Annotated in this window: 16 protein-coding genes; 14 read left to right on the top strand and 2 right to left on the bottom strand. The window is 62.3% G+C overall.

All coding sequences use genetic code 11. The features are described 5' to 3' along the window. The first annotated feature begins 16 nt into the window (after positions 1-16). The 3 genes from GPJ75_RS12490 to GPJ75_RS12480 all read left to right on the top strand — a co-directional run bounded on the left by GPJ75_RS12490 (position 17) and on the right by GPJ75_RS12480 (position 3,777). Positions 17-1,447, top strand: a complete 1,431-nt coding sequence (locus GPJ75_RS12490) for an aldehyde dehydrogenase family protein (protein ID WP_163268551.1) — start codon at positions 17-19, stop codon at positions 1,445-1,447. 501 nt (positions 1,448-1,948) lie between these two features. Then, positions 1,949-2,806 carry a transketolase gene (locus GPJ75_RS12485; protein ID WP_163268549.1) on the top strand — a complete coding sequence of 286 codons (858 nt, stop codon included), beginning with the start codon at positions 1,949-1,951 and terminating at the stop codon, positions 2,804-2,806. After that, positions 2,803-3,777, top strand: coding sequence for a transketolase family protein (locus GPJ75_RS12480; protein ID WP_163268547.1), 975 nt, complete (start codon positions 2,803-2,805; stop codon positions 3,775-3,777). Before GPJ75_RS12485 ends, GPJ75_RS12480 begins: the two co-directional genes overlap by 4 nt. 95 nt (positions 3,778-3,872) lie before the next feature. Here GPJ75_RS12480 and GPJ75_RS12475 read toward each other — a convergent pair whose 3' ends face one another. After that, complete coding sequence (locus GPJ75_RS12475) at positions 3,873-5,348, bottom strand: NAD-dependent succinate-semialdehyde dehydrogenase (protein ID WP_425483147.1); 1,476 nt, start codon at positions 5,346-5,348, stop codon at positions 3,873-3,875. 30 nt (positions 5,349-5,378) lie between these two features. After that, positions 5,379-6,413, bottom strand: a complete 1,035-nt coding sequence (locus GPJ75_RS12470; RefSeq protein WP_163268545.1) for an L-idonate 5-dehydrogenase — start codon at positions 6,411-6,413, stop codon at positions 5,379-5,381. Positions 6,414-6,564: 151 nt separating this feature from the next. On the opposite strand from GPJ75_RS12470, the gene GPJ75_RS12465 reads away from it, so the two are divergent. The 11 genes from GPJ75_RS12465 (at position 6,565) to GPJ75_RS12415 (ending at position 15,968) form a co-directional block, all read left to right on the top strand. Continuing rightward, complete coding sequence (locus GPJ75_RS12465) at positions 6,565-7,389, top strand: shikimate dehydrogenase family protein (protein WP_163268543.1); 825 nt, start codon at positions 6,565-6,567, stop codon at positions 7,387-7,389. A gap of 50 nt (positions 7,390-7,439) precedes the next feature. After that, entirely contained in the window at positions 7,440-8,510 is a 1,071-nt protein-coding gene (locus GPJ75_RS12460; RefSeq protein WP_163268541.1) for a glycerol dehydrogenase, read from the top strand. 18 nt (positions 8,511-8,528) lie between these two features. Further along, positions 8,529-9,329 carry a glucose 1-dehydrogenase gene (locus GPJ75_RS12455; protein WP_163268539.1) on the top strand — a complete coding sequence of 267 codons (801 nt, stop codon included), beginning with the start codon at positions 8,529-8,531 and terminating at the stop codon, positions 9,327-9,329. Continuing rightward, positions 9,330-10,436 carry a mandelate racemase/muconate lactonizing enzyme family protein gene (locus tag GPJ75_RS12450; protein ID WP_163268537.1) on the top strand — a complete coding sequence of 369 codons (1,107 nt, stop codon included), beginning with the start codon at positions 9,330-9,332 and terminating at the stop codon, positions 10,434-10,436. After that, entirely contained in the window at positions 10,433-10,885 is a 453-nt protein-coding gene (locus GPJ75_RS12445; protein WP_163268535.1) for a VOC family protein, read from the top strand. Before GPJ75_RS12450 ends, GPJ75_RS12445 begins: the two co-directional genes overlap by 4 nt. Positions 10,886-10,936: 51 nt before the next feature. Beyond that, complete coding sequence (locus tag GPJ75_RS12440; protein ID WP_163268533.1) at positions 10,937-11,623, top strand: GntR family transcriptional regulator; 687 nt, start codon at positions 10,937-10,939, stop codon at positions 11,621-11,623. Positions 11,624-11,652: 29 nt separating this feature from the next. Beyond that, the gene (locus GPJ75_RS12435) at positions 11,653-12,243 is read left to right on the top strand and encodes a glutathione S-transferase N-terminal domain-containing protein (RefSeq protein WP_163268531.1); all 591 of its coding nucleotides are present in this window, start codon (positions 11,653-11,655) and stop codon (positions 12,241-12,243) included. A gap of 395 nt (positions 12,244-12,638) precedes the next feature. Next, on the top strand, positions 12,639-13,643 hold the full coding sequence (gene dctP / locus GPJ75_RS12430; protein ID WP_163268530.1) for a TRAP transporter substrate-binding protein DctP: 1,005 nt from the start codon (positions 12,639-12,641) through the stop codon (positions 13,641-13,643). A 48-nt stretch (positions 13,644-13,691) separates the two neighbouring features. Next, positions 13,692-14,255 carry a TRAP transporter small permease gene (locus tag GPJ75_RS12425; protein ID WP_246249040.1) on the top strand — a complete coding sequence of 188 codons (564 nt, stop codon included), beginning with the start codon at positions 13,692-13,694 and terminating at the stop codon, positions 14,253-14,255. 57 nt (positions 14,256-14,312) lie between these two features. Further along, positions 14,313-15,599, top strand: coding sequence for a TRAP transporter large permease (locus GPJ75_RS12420; RefSeq protein ID WP_163268525.1), 1,287 nt, complete (start codon positions 14,313-14,315; stop codon positions 15,597-15,599). Between the two features lie 135 nt (positions 15,600-15,734). Continuing rightward, positions 15,735-15,968, top strand: coding sequence for a fumarylacetoacetate hydrolase family protein (locus tag GPJ75_RS12415; protein ID WP_246249033.1), 234 nt, complete (start codon positions 15,735-15,737; stop codon positions 15,966-15,968). Positions 15,969-16,120: the final 152 nt, after the last annotated feature.

Below are 16,120 nucleotides of genomic sequence, written 5' to 3'. Positions count from 1 at the left end.
TGAGGGAGAGCGTGGAATGCTTCATCAGAACCTGATCGACGGCGAATGGGTCGTCGGAGAGGCCGTCCCCAACATCAACCCATCGGACACGAACGAGGTGGTGGGCGAGTATGCGCTCGCTTCGAAGGCCGACGCCGAGACAGCCATTGCCGCGGCCAAGGCCGCTCTGCCTGCCTGGTCGCGCTCCGGCCTGCTCGAGCGTCAGGGGATCCTGAGGAAGGCCGCCGACGAGATTCTTGCGCGAAAGGAGGAACTGGGAACGCTGCTTGCCCGCGAGGAGGGCAAGACGCTGGCTGAAGGCATCGGCGAGACGGTGCGCGCGGCTCAGATCTTCGATTTCTTCGCGGGCGAGGCGCTTCGGCTGTCCGGCGAGACCGTGCCGTCCGTGCGCCCCGGCATTGGGGTGGAGATGACGCGCGAGGCGGTCGGCGTCGTCGGCATCATCACGCCGTGGAACTTCCCGATCGCCATTCCCGCCTGGAAGATCGCGCCGGCGCTCTGCCACGGCAACACGCTCGTCTTCAAGCCGGCCGAACTGGTACCCGGATGCGCCTGGGCCATCGTCGACATCCTGCACCGGGCGGGCCTGCCCAAGGGCGTATTGAACCTTGTCATGGGCAAGGGCTCGGTGGTCGGACAGGCCATCCTCGACAGCCGCGACGTCAGCGCCATCACCTTCACCGGCTCGGTTTCGACAGGCAAGCGCGTGGCGGCGGCTTGCGCGGAACACATGCGCAAGGTGCAGCTTGAAATGGGTGGCAAAAATCCGCTGGTTGTGCTCGACGACGCCGATTTGGACATTGCCGTCGATTGCGCGGTCAACGGCGCCTTCTTCGCCACCGGCCAGCGCTGCACTGCCTCCTCGCGACTGGTGGTGACTGAAGGAATCCACGACCGCTTCGTCAATGCGGTGACGGAAAAGCTGAAGAGCCTTGTCATCGACAACGCCCTCAAGCAGGGCACGCATATCGGCCCGGTGGTCGACCAGAACCAGCTCGACCAGGACGAGAAATATCTCGCCGTCGGCCGCGACGAGGGGGCAACGCTGGCCTTCGGCGGTGAGCGGCTGAACCGGGAAACGCCGGGCTTCTACCTGCAGCCGGCGCTCTTCACCGACACGAAGCCGGACATGCGCATCAACCGCGAGGAGATCTTCGGCCCCGTCGCCTCGGTGATCCGCGTCAAGGACTATGAGGAAGCCATTGCGGTGGCGAACGACACGCCCTTCGGCCTGTCGTCGGGCATCTGCACGACGAGCCTCAAGCACGCCACCCACTTTAAGCGCAACGCCGAGGCCGGCATGGTGATGGTCAACCTGCCGACGGCGGGCGTCGACTTCCACGTGCCCTTCGGCGGCCGCAAGGGCTCGAGCTACGGCCCGCGCGAGCAGGGCCGCTACGCCGCCGAGTTCTACACAACCGTGAAGGCGGCCTACACGCAGGCGTAGCGGCGCTAGCCTCACCGAGTCTGATAGTGTCGACGTTCGTTCCTGAATTCTTTCCTTCTTTTCGAAGAACGCAGCGGTACCATTGACCAAATGTAGCCGCGGGCAAGGCCGCAACAATTCGGCAGCCCTGCCCAACATCTTCAAGTGACGGGGGTTGTCGTTTGCGCGGGTCGGGTCTGTCCGCCCTCGCAATGGATCTATGTCGGCCTCGCCGACGCGGCTTTCTCGCGGTCAGCGCGGAGGTCCGCTGGGTCAAGGTCGCGCTGGCGGCGATGAGCAGCAAAGTCGGCTACCCTTGCGGAATCTCAATGCACATCTCCCGTCTCTCCAGTGTCAACAACATCATCCGCCATATCATATATGATGCATGATACCTTGACGCACATCTTTGCTTTGTGTACTCACGAATTGAACGCACAGGTAATGCTCGCGATGTGCCAACTTTGCCGATGCGGGTGCTGCGAACAGCAGAAGCAGACGGCGCGCCTGGGAGCCAAGGACATGCAGAACACGACACTTTCACAGGAGCGGATTGACCTGCTCGAAGACCGCGCGCAGTTCGTGCGCCTGGAGACAATCCGCCTGATCGAGATCGCCAAGGTGGGGCATTATTCCTCAGTGTTCTCCTGCGCCGAGATATTCGCGTCTCTCTACTACGACGTGATGAACATCAGCGACAATCCGGCATGGCCGGAGCGCGACCGTTTCCTGATGGGCAAGGGCCATGCGGCGGTCGGCCTGTTTCCGATCCTTGCCGACCTCGGCTATTTCGACAAATCCTGGCTCGACGACTACACCCGCCTCGGCAGCCCTCTCGGCGACCATCCCGACATGCGCAAAGTGCCTGGCGTCGATTTCAGCTCCGGCTCCATCGGCCATGCGCTGTCGAACGGCGTCGGCATGATGCACGGTGCGCGCATGCAGGGGCTGGATTTCAACGCCTTCGTCCTGCTCGGCGACGGCGAGATGCAGGAAGGGCAGGTCTGGGAGGCCGCGCTCAACGCGGCCAGCCACAAGCTTTCCAACCTCATCGCCATTGTCGACCGCAACGGCTATCAGCTCGACGGCAAGGTCGACGACGTGATCGCCATCGAGCCGCTGGACGAGAAATGGCGCAGCTTCGGCTGGGAAGTGCATGTGGTCGACGGGCACGACGTCGTGGCGCTCACCGAGCTCTTGCGTAAGGTCAAGGCCGACAAGGGCCGGGGAAAGCCCTGCTGCGTCATCGCGAAGACACTGAAGGGCAAGGGCATCGATTTTATGGAGACCGAGCCCGGATGGCATCTGGGTTATCTCTCGCCCGAAGATTCCGAGCGCGCGCGTCAAGTCATTCTCTCCGCGAAAGGAGCCCGTCAATGAACGCCCCTGACAGCAAGGATTCCTGGCAGTATCGCGAGCTTAACACGCGCGCGCCTTCCCTTTCCGTGCTTTCCGACACTCTGATTGAGTTGGCGGAGGCCGGCCATCCGGTTGCGGCGGGAACGGCCGACCTGCAGCATTCCAATGGCCTTGTCGGCTTCGCCCGGAAATTTCCCGAACGTTTCGTGCAGTTCGGCATTTCCGAGCAGAACATGGTTTCGGCGGCGGCCGGCATCGCCACCACGGGCATGATCCCCTATGTGGCCACCTTCGCCTCTTTCCTGGGATTGCTCGCCTGTGAGCAGATCCGCATGGATGTCGCCTATTGCGCCCAGCCTGTGCGCCTGATCGGCCATCACACCGGCATCTCGCTCGGTTTTTACGGCACGTCGCATCACGCAACCGAGGACATTTCCACCACGCGTGCCATCGCCGACCTGACAGTGATTTCGCCGGCCGATGGCGCGCAGTTTGCTCAGCTTCTTCGTGAATCGGCCACTTACGAAGAGCCGATCTACTTCCGCATTGGGCGCGGCCACGATCCCGCCGTCTACGACAGCCAAGAGCCTTTCAAGATCGGCAAGGCGAAGACCCACGCCATCGGAAAAGACGTGACCATCATCGCCTGCGGCTACTGCGTGCACGGCGCCAAGGCGGCCATGAAAACCCTCAACGCCAAGGGGCATTCGGTGGGGCTGATCGACATGCACACCGTCAAGCCGCTCGACGAGGAAGCCGTGCTCAAGGCGGCGAAAGCGTCGAAGGTCATCTTGACCGTCGAAGAGCACAACATCCTTGGAGGCTTGGGATCGGCGGTTGCCGAGGTCCTGGCAGAAAACCCGGCCAAGGCCCGGCTGAAGCGCCATGGCATCATGGACGAATACGCACTCATCGCCCCGCCGACCCATCTCTACAGGCATTACAAGCTCGATGCCGCGGGCATCGAAGACGTAGCGGCGTCCCTGCTTTAACCTCCTCCCACCGCGGGCATCTCAGGCCCGCGCAAACTGAAACGGCGGCTCCATCCGGATGCCGCCGTCTTTTTGTCTTGCAAGGCGCAACTCCGTCAGCCGACGCCCCCCATACAGATGTACTTCATCTCCAGATAATCATCGGCGCCGTATTTCGAGCCTTCGCGGCCGATACCGGACTGCTTCACACCGCCGAACGGCGCCACCTCCGTGGAAATGAGCCCGGTGTTGACGCCGACAATGCCATATTCGAGCGCCTCGGCCACGGTCCATACGAGCGCCATGTCCCGTGCATAGAAGTAGGCGGCAAGGCCGAATATCGTGTCATTCGCCTTCTCGATCACATCGGCCTCGTCGTCGAAAACAAAGACCGGCGCGAGCGGCCCGAAGGTCTCTTCCTTGGCAACGGCCATCTCCTGCGTAACACCGGTCAGCACCGTCGGCGTAAAGAAATTCCCTCCCCTCTCATGGCGCCGGCCCCCCGCAACGATCTTCGCGCCATTGCCGACCGCATCCCCAATATGCTCCTCGACCTTCCCGATGGCGGAACCATCGATCAACGGCCCGATGACCGTTCCGTCAACAAAGCCGTCGCCCACCTTGAGGTCGGAGACCGCGCTGGCCAGTTTCTCGCAAAACGCATCGTGCACGCTTCGCTGTACATAGATTCGGTTTGTGCACACGCAGGTCTGCCCGGCATTGCGGAATTTGGACTGAATGGCCCCCTCCACTGCTGCATCGATGTCGGCGTCCTCGAAGACAATGAAGGGAGCATTGCCGCCGAGCTCGAGGCTCAGCTTCTTAATCTGGTCCGCCGACTGCCGCATCAGGATGCGCCCGACTTCCGTCGAGCCGGTGAAGCTGATCTTGCGCATTTTCGGGTTCTCGCAGAACTCGGCGCCGATCTTGCTGCTGGATGCGGAGGTGAGGACACTGAAGACACCCTTCGGAATCCCGGCCTCCTGCGCCAGCACGGCGAGCGCCAGCGCCGAAAGCGGCGTCTGCTTGGCTGGCTTGCAGACGAAGGCGCAGCCGACGCCCAATGCCGGCGCCGCCTTGCGCGTGATCATGGCGATGGGAAAGTTCCATGGCGTGATCGCGCCGACCACACCGACCGGCTGCCTGATGACGACGATGCGCTTGTCAGCGGCATGCGCGGGAATGACATCGCCATAGACGCGGCGCGCCTCCTCGCTGAACCATTCGATGAAGGACGCGCCATAAAGCACCTCGCCCCGCGCCTCGGCCAGCGGCTTGCCCATCTCCGCGGTCAGGATCGCCGCGAGATCGTCCTGATTGGCGACGATGAGATCGTACCAGCGGCGCAGCAGCCGGGCACGCTCGCCGGCGGTTTTCCCGGCCCAACACTTCTGCGCCGCATATGCGGCATCGATGGCGCGCGCGGCCTCGGCGCGACCCATGTCCGGGACCGTGGCGATTTCCTCTCCGGTCGACGGATTGATCACCGGCAGGGTCTTGCCGCTATCGGCCTCCACCCACTCTCCGGCGACATAGGCCTTGGACGTCAGAAGCGCGGAATTGATCAACCGCACAAGCAATTGGTTGCCCACGTTGAAAGTCCTTTTTTCTTGACGATTTGATCAGGCGAAATCGAGCATCACCTTGATGGATTTCCGCCTGTCCTGGGCGCTGGCAAAAGCCGCCGCCGCCTCCCGGTAGGAGAACGTGTCGGAAATGATGGGCCTGACATCGATCGTGCGGCCGCCGATCAACTCCGCCGCGCGGTTGAACTCCCGATCGAAGCGGAACGTGCCTTTGTAGGCGATCTCCTTGGTGACGAGCGGGTTCAGCGCCAGTTGCACCATGTCGGGCAGCATGCCAACCTGGACGATCGTCCCGCCGGGCTTCGTCACCTCGATCGCCTGCTGCACGGACGAGGGATGGCCGGCGCATTCGAACACCACGTCGAAAGCGCCGCGATCGGCCTTCTTGGCATCCAGCGCGGCAGGATCTGAAACGTCATGGACCGCTGACGCGCCCAGCGTTTCGGCAAGCGCAAGCGGCCCCGCCGCGATGTCGGCGACGGCGATCTCCTCCGCACCCGCCTGACGCGCGGCAAGCAGCGTCAACGCACCGATGGGGCCGAAACCGCTTACGAGCACGCGTTTGCCGGACAATTCCGGAGCCTGGTCGACCGCGTGCAGGCAGACGGACAAGGGCTCGCAAACAGCGGCCTCCGCCAAGGAAATCGCGTCGCCGACCGGCACCGCCTGCGCCTGTGTGCAGACCACCAGCTCACGGAAGCCGCCATCCACGTGGGGAACGCGCATGGCGCTGCCCATGAAGCGCATGTCGGAACATTGACGCTCCGCCCCGGCACGGCAGTATCCGCATTTGCCACATGGCAGGCTGGGATTGACGGCCACGCGCTGGCCCTCGCGGACCGCCGTCACGCCCGCGCCCACGCGCTCGACGATGCCGGCAATCTCATGGCCAAGCACCATCGGGCTCCTCATACGCACCGTGCCGAAGCCGCCATGCAGGAAGTAGTGGATATCCGAACCGCATATGCCGCCATTGACGATGCGGACCTGTACCTCGCCGGGCCCAGGCTCGGGAGCCTCCCGCTCCTCGATGGCGAGCCTTCCCGGTTGCAGTAGAACTAACGCTTTCATCGATCCTCTCTGAAATCTGTCGGCGGGCCGGAAAGCCGATGGCAAATGAACACGGTACGGGCCACGCACAGCCGCTTGACCACAATCAAATATCATGCATCATATGCGATAACAATTCCCAGCGTATCGCTGAAAATCGGAGGAGGACATCGTGGAGGTCCCCGTCACGGAGATCAACGGCCTGACGCGCGTGGTCGTGCATTTGGCCTATCCCTCCGCGCATGTGAAAACACCGCAGCTTTTCAACGCGCGCTGCCGCGAGCGCGGCATCAACGCTGTTCTCGTGCCCTGGCAGGTGCATCCGGATCATCTGGCCAAAGTTATGGCGGCCCTGCGCGTCAGCGAAAGCGTTTCCGGCGTCATCGTTACCATTCCCCACAAGGAAACCGTGGCCGCCTTGTGCGACCGTCTCGACGGCGCCGCCGAACAGCTTTCCGTCGCCAATGTGGTGCGCAAGGATGACGGCGGGCTCTGGCACGGACGCGCTCTGGATGGCGTCGGTTTCGTCGCCGGGCTGAAAGCGGAGGGCCTGCCGGTGAAGGGCAGAAACGCGCTGCTCGCCGGCGCGGGTGGCGTGGCCGTCGCCATCGCCGAGGCTCTGCTTGCCGAAGGCGTCGCCTCCCTGACAATCGCCAACCGCACCCGCGACCGCGCCGAGAAACTCGCCGAGCGGCTTCGCCGCATCTATCCCGAAGCCGCCATATCGGCAGGCACGGCGGACGCCACCGGCTGCGACCTGATCGTCAACGGAACCAGCCTGGGCATGAAGGAAACCGATTCCCTTCCGCTCGATATCGAGACCGTTGCCAGCGGAGCCATCGTCGCGGAAGTGATCATGGAGCCGGCCGAAACACGGCTTCTGCAGGAGGCGGCACGGCGCGGCGCCATACCTCATGCCGGGCGGCATATGCTCACCGGCCAGATCGACGCATTCATCGATTTCCTGCTTCCCGAACAGGCGGTTGCAGCCGCCTGAGGAACAACGGGCCCGCCTGCGGGTCGATAACCACGAGAGACCAGTTACCAATGATCGTATTCGGAGCGCCCCGCCGCTACATCCAAGGGCCCAACCTCATCGAGACCATCGGCAAGGAGCTTTCCGGGCTCGGCAGCAACATCGTCCTCATCGCCGACGACCACGTCATGCGGATTGTCGAGCCCTCTGTCAGCAAGAGCTGTGCGGAGGCAGGACTGAAGCTGATGCCCATGACGTTCGGCGGCGAGATCACCTATGCCGAGGTCGACCGGCTGTACAATCTACTCGATGGCAAGCCGGTGGACATCGTCGTGGCGGCTGGTGGTGGAAAGACCATCGACACGGGCAAGCTCCTGAGCCGCAAGATCGGCGCCGGCTTCGTCTCGGTGCCGACCGTGGCTTCCAACGATTCGCCCACCAGCCACATTGCCGTAGTCTACGACGAGAACCACAAGCTGGTCGGCGTGGAGCAGAACAAGGCCAATCCCGAGCTTGTCCTCGTCGATACCGCAATTATCGCCAAGGCGCCGCTCGAGTTGCTTTCAGCGGGCGTAGGCGACGCGCTGGTCAAGCGGTTCGAGGTCGAGCAGTGCATCAATGCAAAGGGCAAGAACGTTTTCGGCGCGACCTCCCCGCTGTCCGCACTGGCGCTCGCCAATACATGCTACGACACGGTCCGCGCCCACACCGTGGACGCCTACAAGGCGCTTGAGAAGGGTGAGCCCGACGACCATCTCGAAAAGCTGGTGGAGGCCTGCATCCTCATGAGCGGCCTTGCCTTCGAGAGCGGCGGCCTTTCGGTTTCGCACGGCATGACCCGCGGGCTCTCGGCGATCGACGGCGTGGCCAGCGCTCTGCACGGGCATCAGGTCGCTTACGGGCTGCTGGTCCAACTGGTGCTGGAGGGGCGCGACGAAGCGTTCATGGATGACATGCGCCAGTTCTACCGCGATGCGAAATTACCGCTCAAGCTCGTCGATCTCGGCCGCAAGGGCCAGAGCAATTCGGACATCGAGACGATCGCCGAGCTTTCCGCCGCGGCTCCGCATATGGTGAAGTTCGACAAGCCTGTCGGCAAGGACGACATCGTCCGCGCCATTATCGAAATCGAGCAGGCCTGACGGCTGCCGCGGGAGGAGATGAACTTGGATAGATTCTCGCTTGAAGGGCGCGTGGCGCTGGTCACCGGCGCGGGGCGCGGCATCGGCTTTTCCTTTGCCAAGGGGCTGGCTGAAGCCGGCGCGACGGTGGTCGTCAACGATATCCGAGCGGAAGCCGCCGAAGAGGCCAGCAGTGCCATTGCGGCAGCCGGCGGCAAGTCCGATGCACTCGCCTTCGACGTTACGGACAATGCAACTGCCGCGAAGGCCGTTGACACGCTCGTCGAGCGGCATGGCCGTCTCGACATCCTGATGAACAACGCTGGCATCCTGATCCGCAAGCCCGTCGAGACCCATGACATGGATGACTGGCAGCGCGTGATCGACATCAACCTGTCCTCGCTTTACGGCGTGGCGCGCGAGTGTGCCCGCCACATGCGCAAGCAGAAATATGGTCGCATCATCAACACCGGCTCTGTGATGAGCGTCAGTTCGCGGCCTGGCGTGATCTCCTACGTGGCGGCCAAGCACGGCGTGGTCGGCCTGACACGCGGCCTTGCGGCGGAACTGGGGCCGGACGGCATCACCGTCAACGCCATCGGGCCGGGCTATATCCTGACCGACATGAACAAGCACGTGCTGGGCAGCGATTTTGAGCAGCAGGTGATCGACCGCACGCCGCTGGCGCGCTGGGCCGATCCCCACGAGTTGCAGGGAGCGGCGATCTTCCTCGCTTCGGACGCGGCGAGCTTTGTCACCGGTCACGTGCTGATGGTGGACGGCGGCATGACGTCGAACGCCCTCCTAGTGCCGACCGCAGACCTGGGATTGGCGAGCTAGATGACGACACCCTATAGCGTCACCGAAATCGAAGTCATGCAGGCATGTGTGCCGCTGCGCGAGCCCGTGCAACTCGGCGCGCAAACCATCGAACGGCGCGACTATGTCGTCGTGCGGCTGGATCTCGAGAGCGGCGCGCAAGGCTACGCCATTGGTTATGACCGGGGCCTGCCGCTCTTCGACCTGGCCCTCGTCGCTGGCCGGCACTATCTCGGCACGACCCCGGCGCTGCGCAACGAGACCCGCCGGATCGCCATGGGATCGACGCCGGCCCCGCGCGCGGCGATGACCCGTGGCGTCAGCCTGTTCGACGTCGCGCTGTGGGACGCCTGGTGCCAATCGCTCGGACTGCCGCTCTGGGCCATGCTCGGCGGAGCGCGCGAGGCGGTACCGGTAATGCCCGTCATCGGCTACGGCATGACGCCGGACAAGGCCGCGTCGGAAGCGGCGGAACTTTCCGCGCAAGGTTTCAAGACTATCAAGTTGATGATCGACGGGCGAGACTACGCGACTGACGAAAAGGTGATGGAAGCGCTCGCCGGTGCCCTGCCGGAAAGCTGCCGCTTCGGCATCGACGCGCACTGGTCGTGGACGACCGAGGCCGGGGCTCTACCCCATTGCCGGCTGGCGGAAAGGCTCGGTGCGGTCTTCATAGAGGACCCGTTCGCGCCGAGCGAATGGCGCGTGGCAAAAGGCCTCGCCGCGCGTCTCGACACGCCGCTCGCCATGGGCGAGGACGTGACCGACATCAACGGTTTCCGCGACCTGACGGAGGCGGCGAGCATCTTGCGCGTCGATGCGTCGGTGAGCGGCGGGATAGGCGGAACGCTGGAGGCCCTGGCGCTCGCAAGGGCGCATGGCAGAAGCGTCATTCCGCACGTCTTCCCGTTCCTGCACCTGCATTTCGCCCTCGCCCATCCGCATGTGCAGGCCATCGAGATGATCATGCCGGAGGTCGGCGCCGACCCCATCGACGATTTCTTCCTCCACCGCCCCGCCATCGAGAACGGCATGATGCGCGCCGACGAAACGCCGGGCGCGGGCCTCGCGGTGAACTGGGAGGACCTGGCGAAATTCAAGACACGACATGAGAGGCTGATGCGATGAGCAAATCACGGGCGGAGGCGCGTTTCGATCACGTGGGCTTCATCACGCCGTCGATCGAGCGCTCGGTCGAATTCTGGACCAAGGTGATGGGTTTCGAGGCGCAGCCGGTGGGTACACGCCGGCAGGAATGGGTTTCGACATTCATGGGCGTGCCCGGTGCCGACGTGGAGCTCGTCCACCTGTTCGGCCTGGGCACCCATATCGAATTCATCGAATTCAAGTGCCCCGTCGGCGAGCCGGTCAATCCGGCCGCCAACCAGCCGAGCGTGGCGCATATCTGCTTGCGCGTGCCCGACGTGGAAGACTGGCGCGCGCGAATGCTGGCGGGCGGAGGCGGCTTGCAGGGAGAACTCGTGGCAATCACGGAAGGCGTGGCCAAGGGACTGCGCGGCCTATACATGCGCGATCCGCATGGAATCATGATCGAATTAGTGGAACTACCGCGGTAACTGACATATGGCTGGTCTCAGCAAGGGGTGAACGGTTCGGGAGACATACACATGGTGGCCAAGCCAATTTCCAGAGCCAGCCTGTCGACGCAGCTTTACGACAATCTGCGCACGTCATTGATGGACGGGCAATATGCAGCGGGTCAGAGGCTGACGATCTCCGGTATCGCCGAGGAATACGGCACCAGCATCACGCCGGTGCGCGAAGCCATCTTTCGTCTGGTCAGCGAGCGAGCGCTCGACATGCGCGCCGCGACCTCCGTCCAAGTGCCCAGCATGGACCCCAAGAGGCTGCGCGAGGTTCAAAAGATCCGTATCGAGCTCGAAGGCCTTGCCGCCTATCGCGCCGCCGAGGTCATCACCGAGCGGCAGTTGGCCGACCTCAAAGCGATCAATGCCAAGTTCATCAAGGCCGCGGCCAAGGACCCGGCCCAGGCCAGCATTCTCAACCGCGATTTCCATTTCGCCGTCCTCAAAGTTGCTGACATGCCGATTCTGGAGGGAATCTGCGAGAACATGTGGGTGCTCATGGGGCCGTTCCTGCGCATGTTCCACGACCGCACGCCCGTCAGGCAGCTTTCCAGCGAAAATCACAAGCATTTCGACCTTCTGGCCGCGCTGGAGGCCCGCAATCCGGAGGATAGCCGGCACGCCATGCAGGAAGACATCAAATGGGGCGAGGAACTCGTCCGCGCGCTCGAAGCCGAACTCGAGGTTGAAGGCACAACGGCCGTCTGAGGCCTGCCGATCAACCCGCAGGAGACTTCATGAAGCTTTTTTATGCAAAGACATCGCCCTATGTGCGCAAGGTGCGCGTTGCCGCCGCCGAGTTGGGCGTCGATCTGGAATTGGTGGAAACCAACGCGGCCGCGCCGGAGAGTAATTACGGCGCAATCAATCCGGTGCATCGCGTTCCCGCGCTCCAGCTCGATACGGGACGCGTGCTCTTCGACAGCCCGGTCATCTGCGAATATCTCGACGTAACCTATGGCCCGCGCCTGCTGCCCGCCTCCGGCGAGGAACGCTGGGAAGTTCTGACACTGCAAGCCTTGGGCGATGGTCTGATGGATGCCGCCGTGCCGCGCCGCGGCGAGCAAATGCGGCCGGCTGAACAGCAATCGCCGGAAAGGCTGGCGCTTTATATCCGCTCGATGACGCAGATACTCGACCATCTCGAAGCGTCGACGGACCGGCTTGCCGGCGTCGATCTGGGAACCATCGCGATTTCCTGCGCGCTCCACTATGTCGCGTTTCGCCATCCCGGCGACGACTGGTCGGCGACGCGACCCAGACTGGCTGCATGGAACAGCGCTTTCGCCGCGCGCCCTTCCATGGAAAATACGCGCTTCCCTGCCTGACGGCTTTCCGCGCAGGCGCGGTACGGGCCACCATCACTCCGCAAGCCGCATCGCAACTTGCCCATAAGGGTGCGCATTATTCCTTGACTCAAGGGAATATCATGCATCATATATCCTCCATGATGCATTGATGTCGGGTGGGAGCGCATCGGCGTCATCACAAGGCGAACGGTGAAAAGGATTCAATAAGACCCGCATCGTCGCTGGATCGCCCTGTCTTGCTTTGCGTATGAACGGGCACCGAGACGCAAGAAGGCCAACAGTCTTTCTGGCGCCGGATGGGAGGAATTGTACATTCGCAGGCCTATGGCCCGACATGTCTTTCCAAGTTGACGGAATGAACCGGAACAGCGCCGTTCCAATCGTGAGCTGCGTGACATTTGTGGAGGAGAAGAATGCAATATACCCGACGTATGTTCGGCCGCATGGCCACCGCAGCCGGCCTTTGCCTGGCCGTCGCCTTCGGCGGCTTTGCCGCCCAGGCACAGGAGCCCACCACGCTCAAGATGAACCTGGTGATCTCCAATCAGGACCCGGTCTTTGCCTACTGGCAGGACTTCGCCAAGGACATCGAGAAAGCCTCCGAAGGCACACTCAAGGTTGAGGTCTACCCGACTGAAACGCTCGGCAAGACCACCGACATGATCGAGGCGATCTCGCGCGGCGCGCCGGTCCTGCAGGATTCCGACCCGAGCCACCTGTCCAACTATGTGGCGGACTACGCGGTCTTTATGAATCCGTATCTGTTCAAGGAACCCCGCGACATCGAGAAGGCATGGAAGTCGGAAATCGGCCAGCGCATGGAAAAGGAGCTGAACGAGAAGGGCCTGCGCATCCTCACACTCGTCTATTTCGGCACGCGCAACCTGATGTGCGACCAGCCGGTGTTGAAGCGCGAGGAGGCGGCCGATCTGAAAGTGCGCAATGCGCCCACCAAGATGTGGAACGAGGTCGGCAAGGTGCTTGGCGGCATCACCGTCAACACGGCCTGGACCGAGGTCTATACCGCTCTGTCGCAAGGCGTGGCCGACTGCGCAGAATCTCCCCTTAACGTGCTCTATTCCACCAAGTTCCACGAGCTTCGCAAGCACATCAACATGACGGAGCATCTGGTGGCCAGCACCTCCATCATCATGTCGCAGCAGCTCTACGACTCGCTCCCGCCCAAGGCGCAGGAAGCGCTCGACACGGTGGGTCGCTCCTACCCGGCCGTGCGCGCGGAGCAAATCCGGGGTATCGAAAAAGAATACCGCGAGAAGCTCGAAGCCGAAGGCGTCACCTTCCACGATGATGTGGACAAGTCCGGCTTCATCGAAGCGGCCGCCAATGTCAGCGAGGCTTTCCCCGAGTGGACGCCCGGCCTGTACGACCAGATGCTTGAAGCAATCAAATCAAACTGACAATGCACTCTCCCGCCGCCCGTCGCGGCGGCGGGAGATGGCTTGTGGGTGGTTCGTTCGCGCGCAGGCAGAACGGTTATGACGAGGATTGGGCGAACGATGAAGTGGATGTTGCGCAACTTTGATCTGATGATCAGCGAAATCGCTTTTGTGCTGATGCTCGGCATCATCATCGTCAACGTGCTTCTGCGCTATTTCCTCCTGATCTCCCTGCCCTTCGCCGAGGAGATCGCCTATCTGGGTTTCGCGTACTCCGTGTTTTTTGGCGCCAGTTGGCTCTACCGCCGCCACGGGCTGATCTCGGTGACCGTGCTTGTCGACCGTCTGCCGCAAGGCATTCGCCATGCCGTAATGGTGTTCAATTTCGCCCTGCTGACTGCCGCAAATGCTTATTTCTGCTATCTGGGCTGGTACCTTTCACAGGGCAGTTGGGTGCGCCGCTCGGCCTTTCTCGAGTACCCCTATTTCTACGTGAACATCGCGCCGACCACCGCCTTCGGCCTCATGACCGTCTACAGCGCCGTATTCCTTGTTCAGGCAATTAGCGGCGGCGCAGAAATGGATTTGGCGCTGGCCGAACCGGATGAAACCGAGAGCCGTCTGAATGTTTAGGTCCGTCCCATTCAACCGGTGTACACCGTCGAAATTCCACACGCATCCGGCAAGGCCATGACCCCCTATATCCCGGCAATCGTCCTGTTCGTCCTGTTCTTCATGCGCATCCCGGTCGCCTTCGCGATGGTGATTTCGACGGCCCTCTATTTTGCGCTCATCAACACGACCTTCCCGGTGGAACTGGTCATCCAGAGGCTGGTGGCGTCGACGGAGTCCTTTCCCTATCTGGCCATTCCCTTTTTCGCCTGCGCCGGCGTGGTGTTCAACTATGCCGGCATCACCGAGAAGCTGATGAAACTGGCGGAAATGCTGGTCGGCCACATGCGCGGCGGCATGGGACAGGTGAACGTACTGTTGAGCGCGCTGATGGGCGGCCTGTCGGGTTCGGCCAATGCCGACGCTGCCATGCAGACCAAGGTCGTCGTGCCGGAAATGACCAAGCTGGGCTATTCCAGGGGCTTCTCCACGGTCGTCACCGCAGCGTCGTCCTGCATCACGCCGATCATTCCGCCCGGCATCATTCTCATTCTCTACGCGCTCGTGTCGGACGTTTCCATCGCCCGCATGTTCTTCGCCGGCTACCTGCCCGGCCTGATCCTGTGCGCCGGCCTGATGATCACCGTGTCTATCGTCGCACGGCGGCGCAACTATGCGGCCACGCGCGACAAGAGGACCAGCCTTGCCCAGATAGGCCGCCAGGCGCTCGATTCGATCTGGGCGCTGTTCCTGCCCTTCGGCATTCTCATGGGGCTGCGCTTCGGCGCTTTCACGCCGACGGAGGCTGGTGCCGTATCGGTGCTCTACGCCGTCATCGTCGGCATCGTCGTCTACCGCAAGCTGAAATGGGAACACATCCCGGCCATCCTGCTGGAATCGGTGGTGGCGACGGCCGGCGTCATGTTCATCATTGGCGCGGCTGCCGCCTTCGGCAGCTATCTGACCTGGGAGGGGATCCCAAACGCAATCTCCGCCGCTCTGGTGGAGAATATCGAAAATCCATGGATGCTTCTTCTCGTCATCAACCTCATCCTTCTGGTCGTGGGTTGCTTCTTCGAGGGCGGCGCGGCGATGATCCTGCTGGCGCCGATCTTCGTTCCCGTCATAAAGGCGGCGGGCATAGACCCGGTGCATTTCGGCATCGTCATGTCCATAAACCTGACGATCGCCGGCTTCACGCCGCCCTTCGGAACGATGATGTTCATCACCACGTCCATCGCCAATGTGAAGCTGGAGGACTATGTCAGAGAGGCTTGGCCCTTCCTCCTCACTCTGCTCGGTATCCTGTTCCTTTTGACATTCGTCCCGCAGATCGTTCTGATCGTGCCGCAACTGCTGATGTAGGCCGCTCCATGATCCTTCCGGCGCGGTCGTGGGAGTGATCGCGCTCCGCGATCGGCGGTCCTGGGTGATCCCGCTCCTTGAGCGAAAAGTGAAGATTGTCAGATATAGGTCGCGGGGCGTGTCTCTTATGGCGTTGTGGGAAATGACGGAACCCTTGAACGGCTCGAAGGGTCACCCTTCGACAAGATAAGCCGAACAGGTGAGCTAGACGAGGCAAGTTCCGTAAAGGTTCTTTGCCCGGTCGAACGTCCACGAATTTTCAGGGTGGCGTATAACTATAAGGCGCACACCGACGAGACGGGCAAGGAACAGCCCGCAAATCCGGTCCTGTTCATGAAGCCAACCACGGCGGCCATCGCGCCGCGTTGAGCAGCAATAAAATCTTCAAGGACGAAGTGTCCGAAAGGTCACGAAACTATTGAATCTAAACTACATTATCAATCGAAGCGTTTCAGACACTCGGGATTGATGCCCTCATCAATTGCGCTGGCTTTGTGCTGTTGTTGGGCATCGTGGAACCC

This window comes from Chelativorans alearensis (genome assembly GCF_010993735.1).
GTDB lineage: Bacteria > Pseudomonadota > Alphaproteobacteria > Rhizobiales > Rhizobiaceae > Chelativorans > Chelativorans alearense.
This window is presented reverse-complemented; position numbering and strand designations above follow the sequence as displayed.

Bases quoted from the DNA above. Each gene is read 5' to 3' on its own strand.
- GPJ75_RS12490 (WP_163268551.1), top strand. From the start codon at position 17: ATGCTTCATCAGAACCTGATCGACGGCGAATGGGTCGTCGGAGAGGCC.
- GPJ75_RS12485 (WP_163268549.1), top strand. From the start codon at position 1,949: ATGCAGAACACGACACTTTCACAGGAGCGGATTGACCTGCTCGAAGAC.
- GPJ75_RS12480 (WP_163268547.1), top strand. From the start codon at position 2,803: ATGAACGCCCCTGACAGCAAGGATTCCTGGCAGTATCGCGAGCTTAAC.
- GPJ75_RS12470 (WP_163268545.1), bottom strand. From the start codon at position 6,413: ATGAAAGCGTTAGTTCTACTGCAACCGGGAAGGCTCGCCATCGAGGAG.
- GPJ75_RS12460 (WP_163268541.1), top strand. From the start codon at position 7,440: ATGATCGTATTCGGAGCGCCCCGCCGCTACATCCAAGGGCCCAACCTC.
- GPJ75_RS12455 (WP_163268539.1), top strand. From the start codon at position 8,529: ATGAACTTGGATAGATTCTCGCTTGAAGGGCGCGTGGCGCTGGTCACC.
- GPJ75_RS12450 (WP_163268537.1), top strand. From the start codon at position 9,330: ATGACGACACCCTATAGCGTCACCGAAATCGAAGTCATGCAGGCATGT.
- GPJ75_RS12445 (WP_163268535.1), top strand. From the start codon at position 10,433: ATGAGCAAATCACGGGCGGAGGCGCGTTTCGATCACGTGGGCTTCATC.
- GPJ75_RS12440 (WP_163268533.1), top strand. From the start codon at position 10,937: ATGGTGGCCAAGCCAATTTCCAGAGCCAGCCTGTCGACGCAGCTTTAC.
- GPJ75_RS12435 (WP_163268531.1), top strand. From the start codon at position 11,653: ATGAAGCTTTTTTATGCAAAGACATCGCCCTATGTGCGCAAGGTGCGC.
- dctP (WP_163268530.1), top strand. From the start codon at position 12,639: ATGCAATATACCCGACGTATGTTCGGCCGCATGGCCACCGCAGCCGGC.
- GPJ75_RS12420 (WP_163268525.1), top strand. From the start codon at position 14,313: ATGACCCCCTATATCCCGGCAATCGTCCTGTTCGTCCTGTTCTTCATG.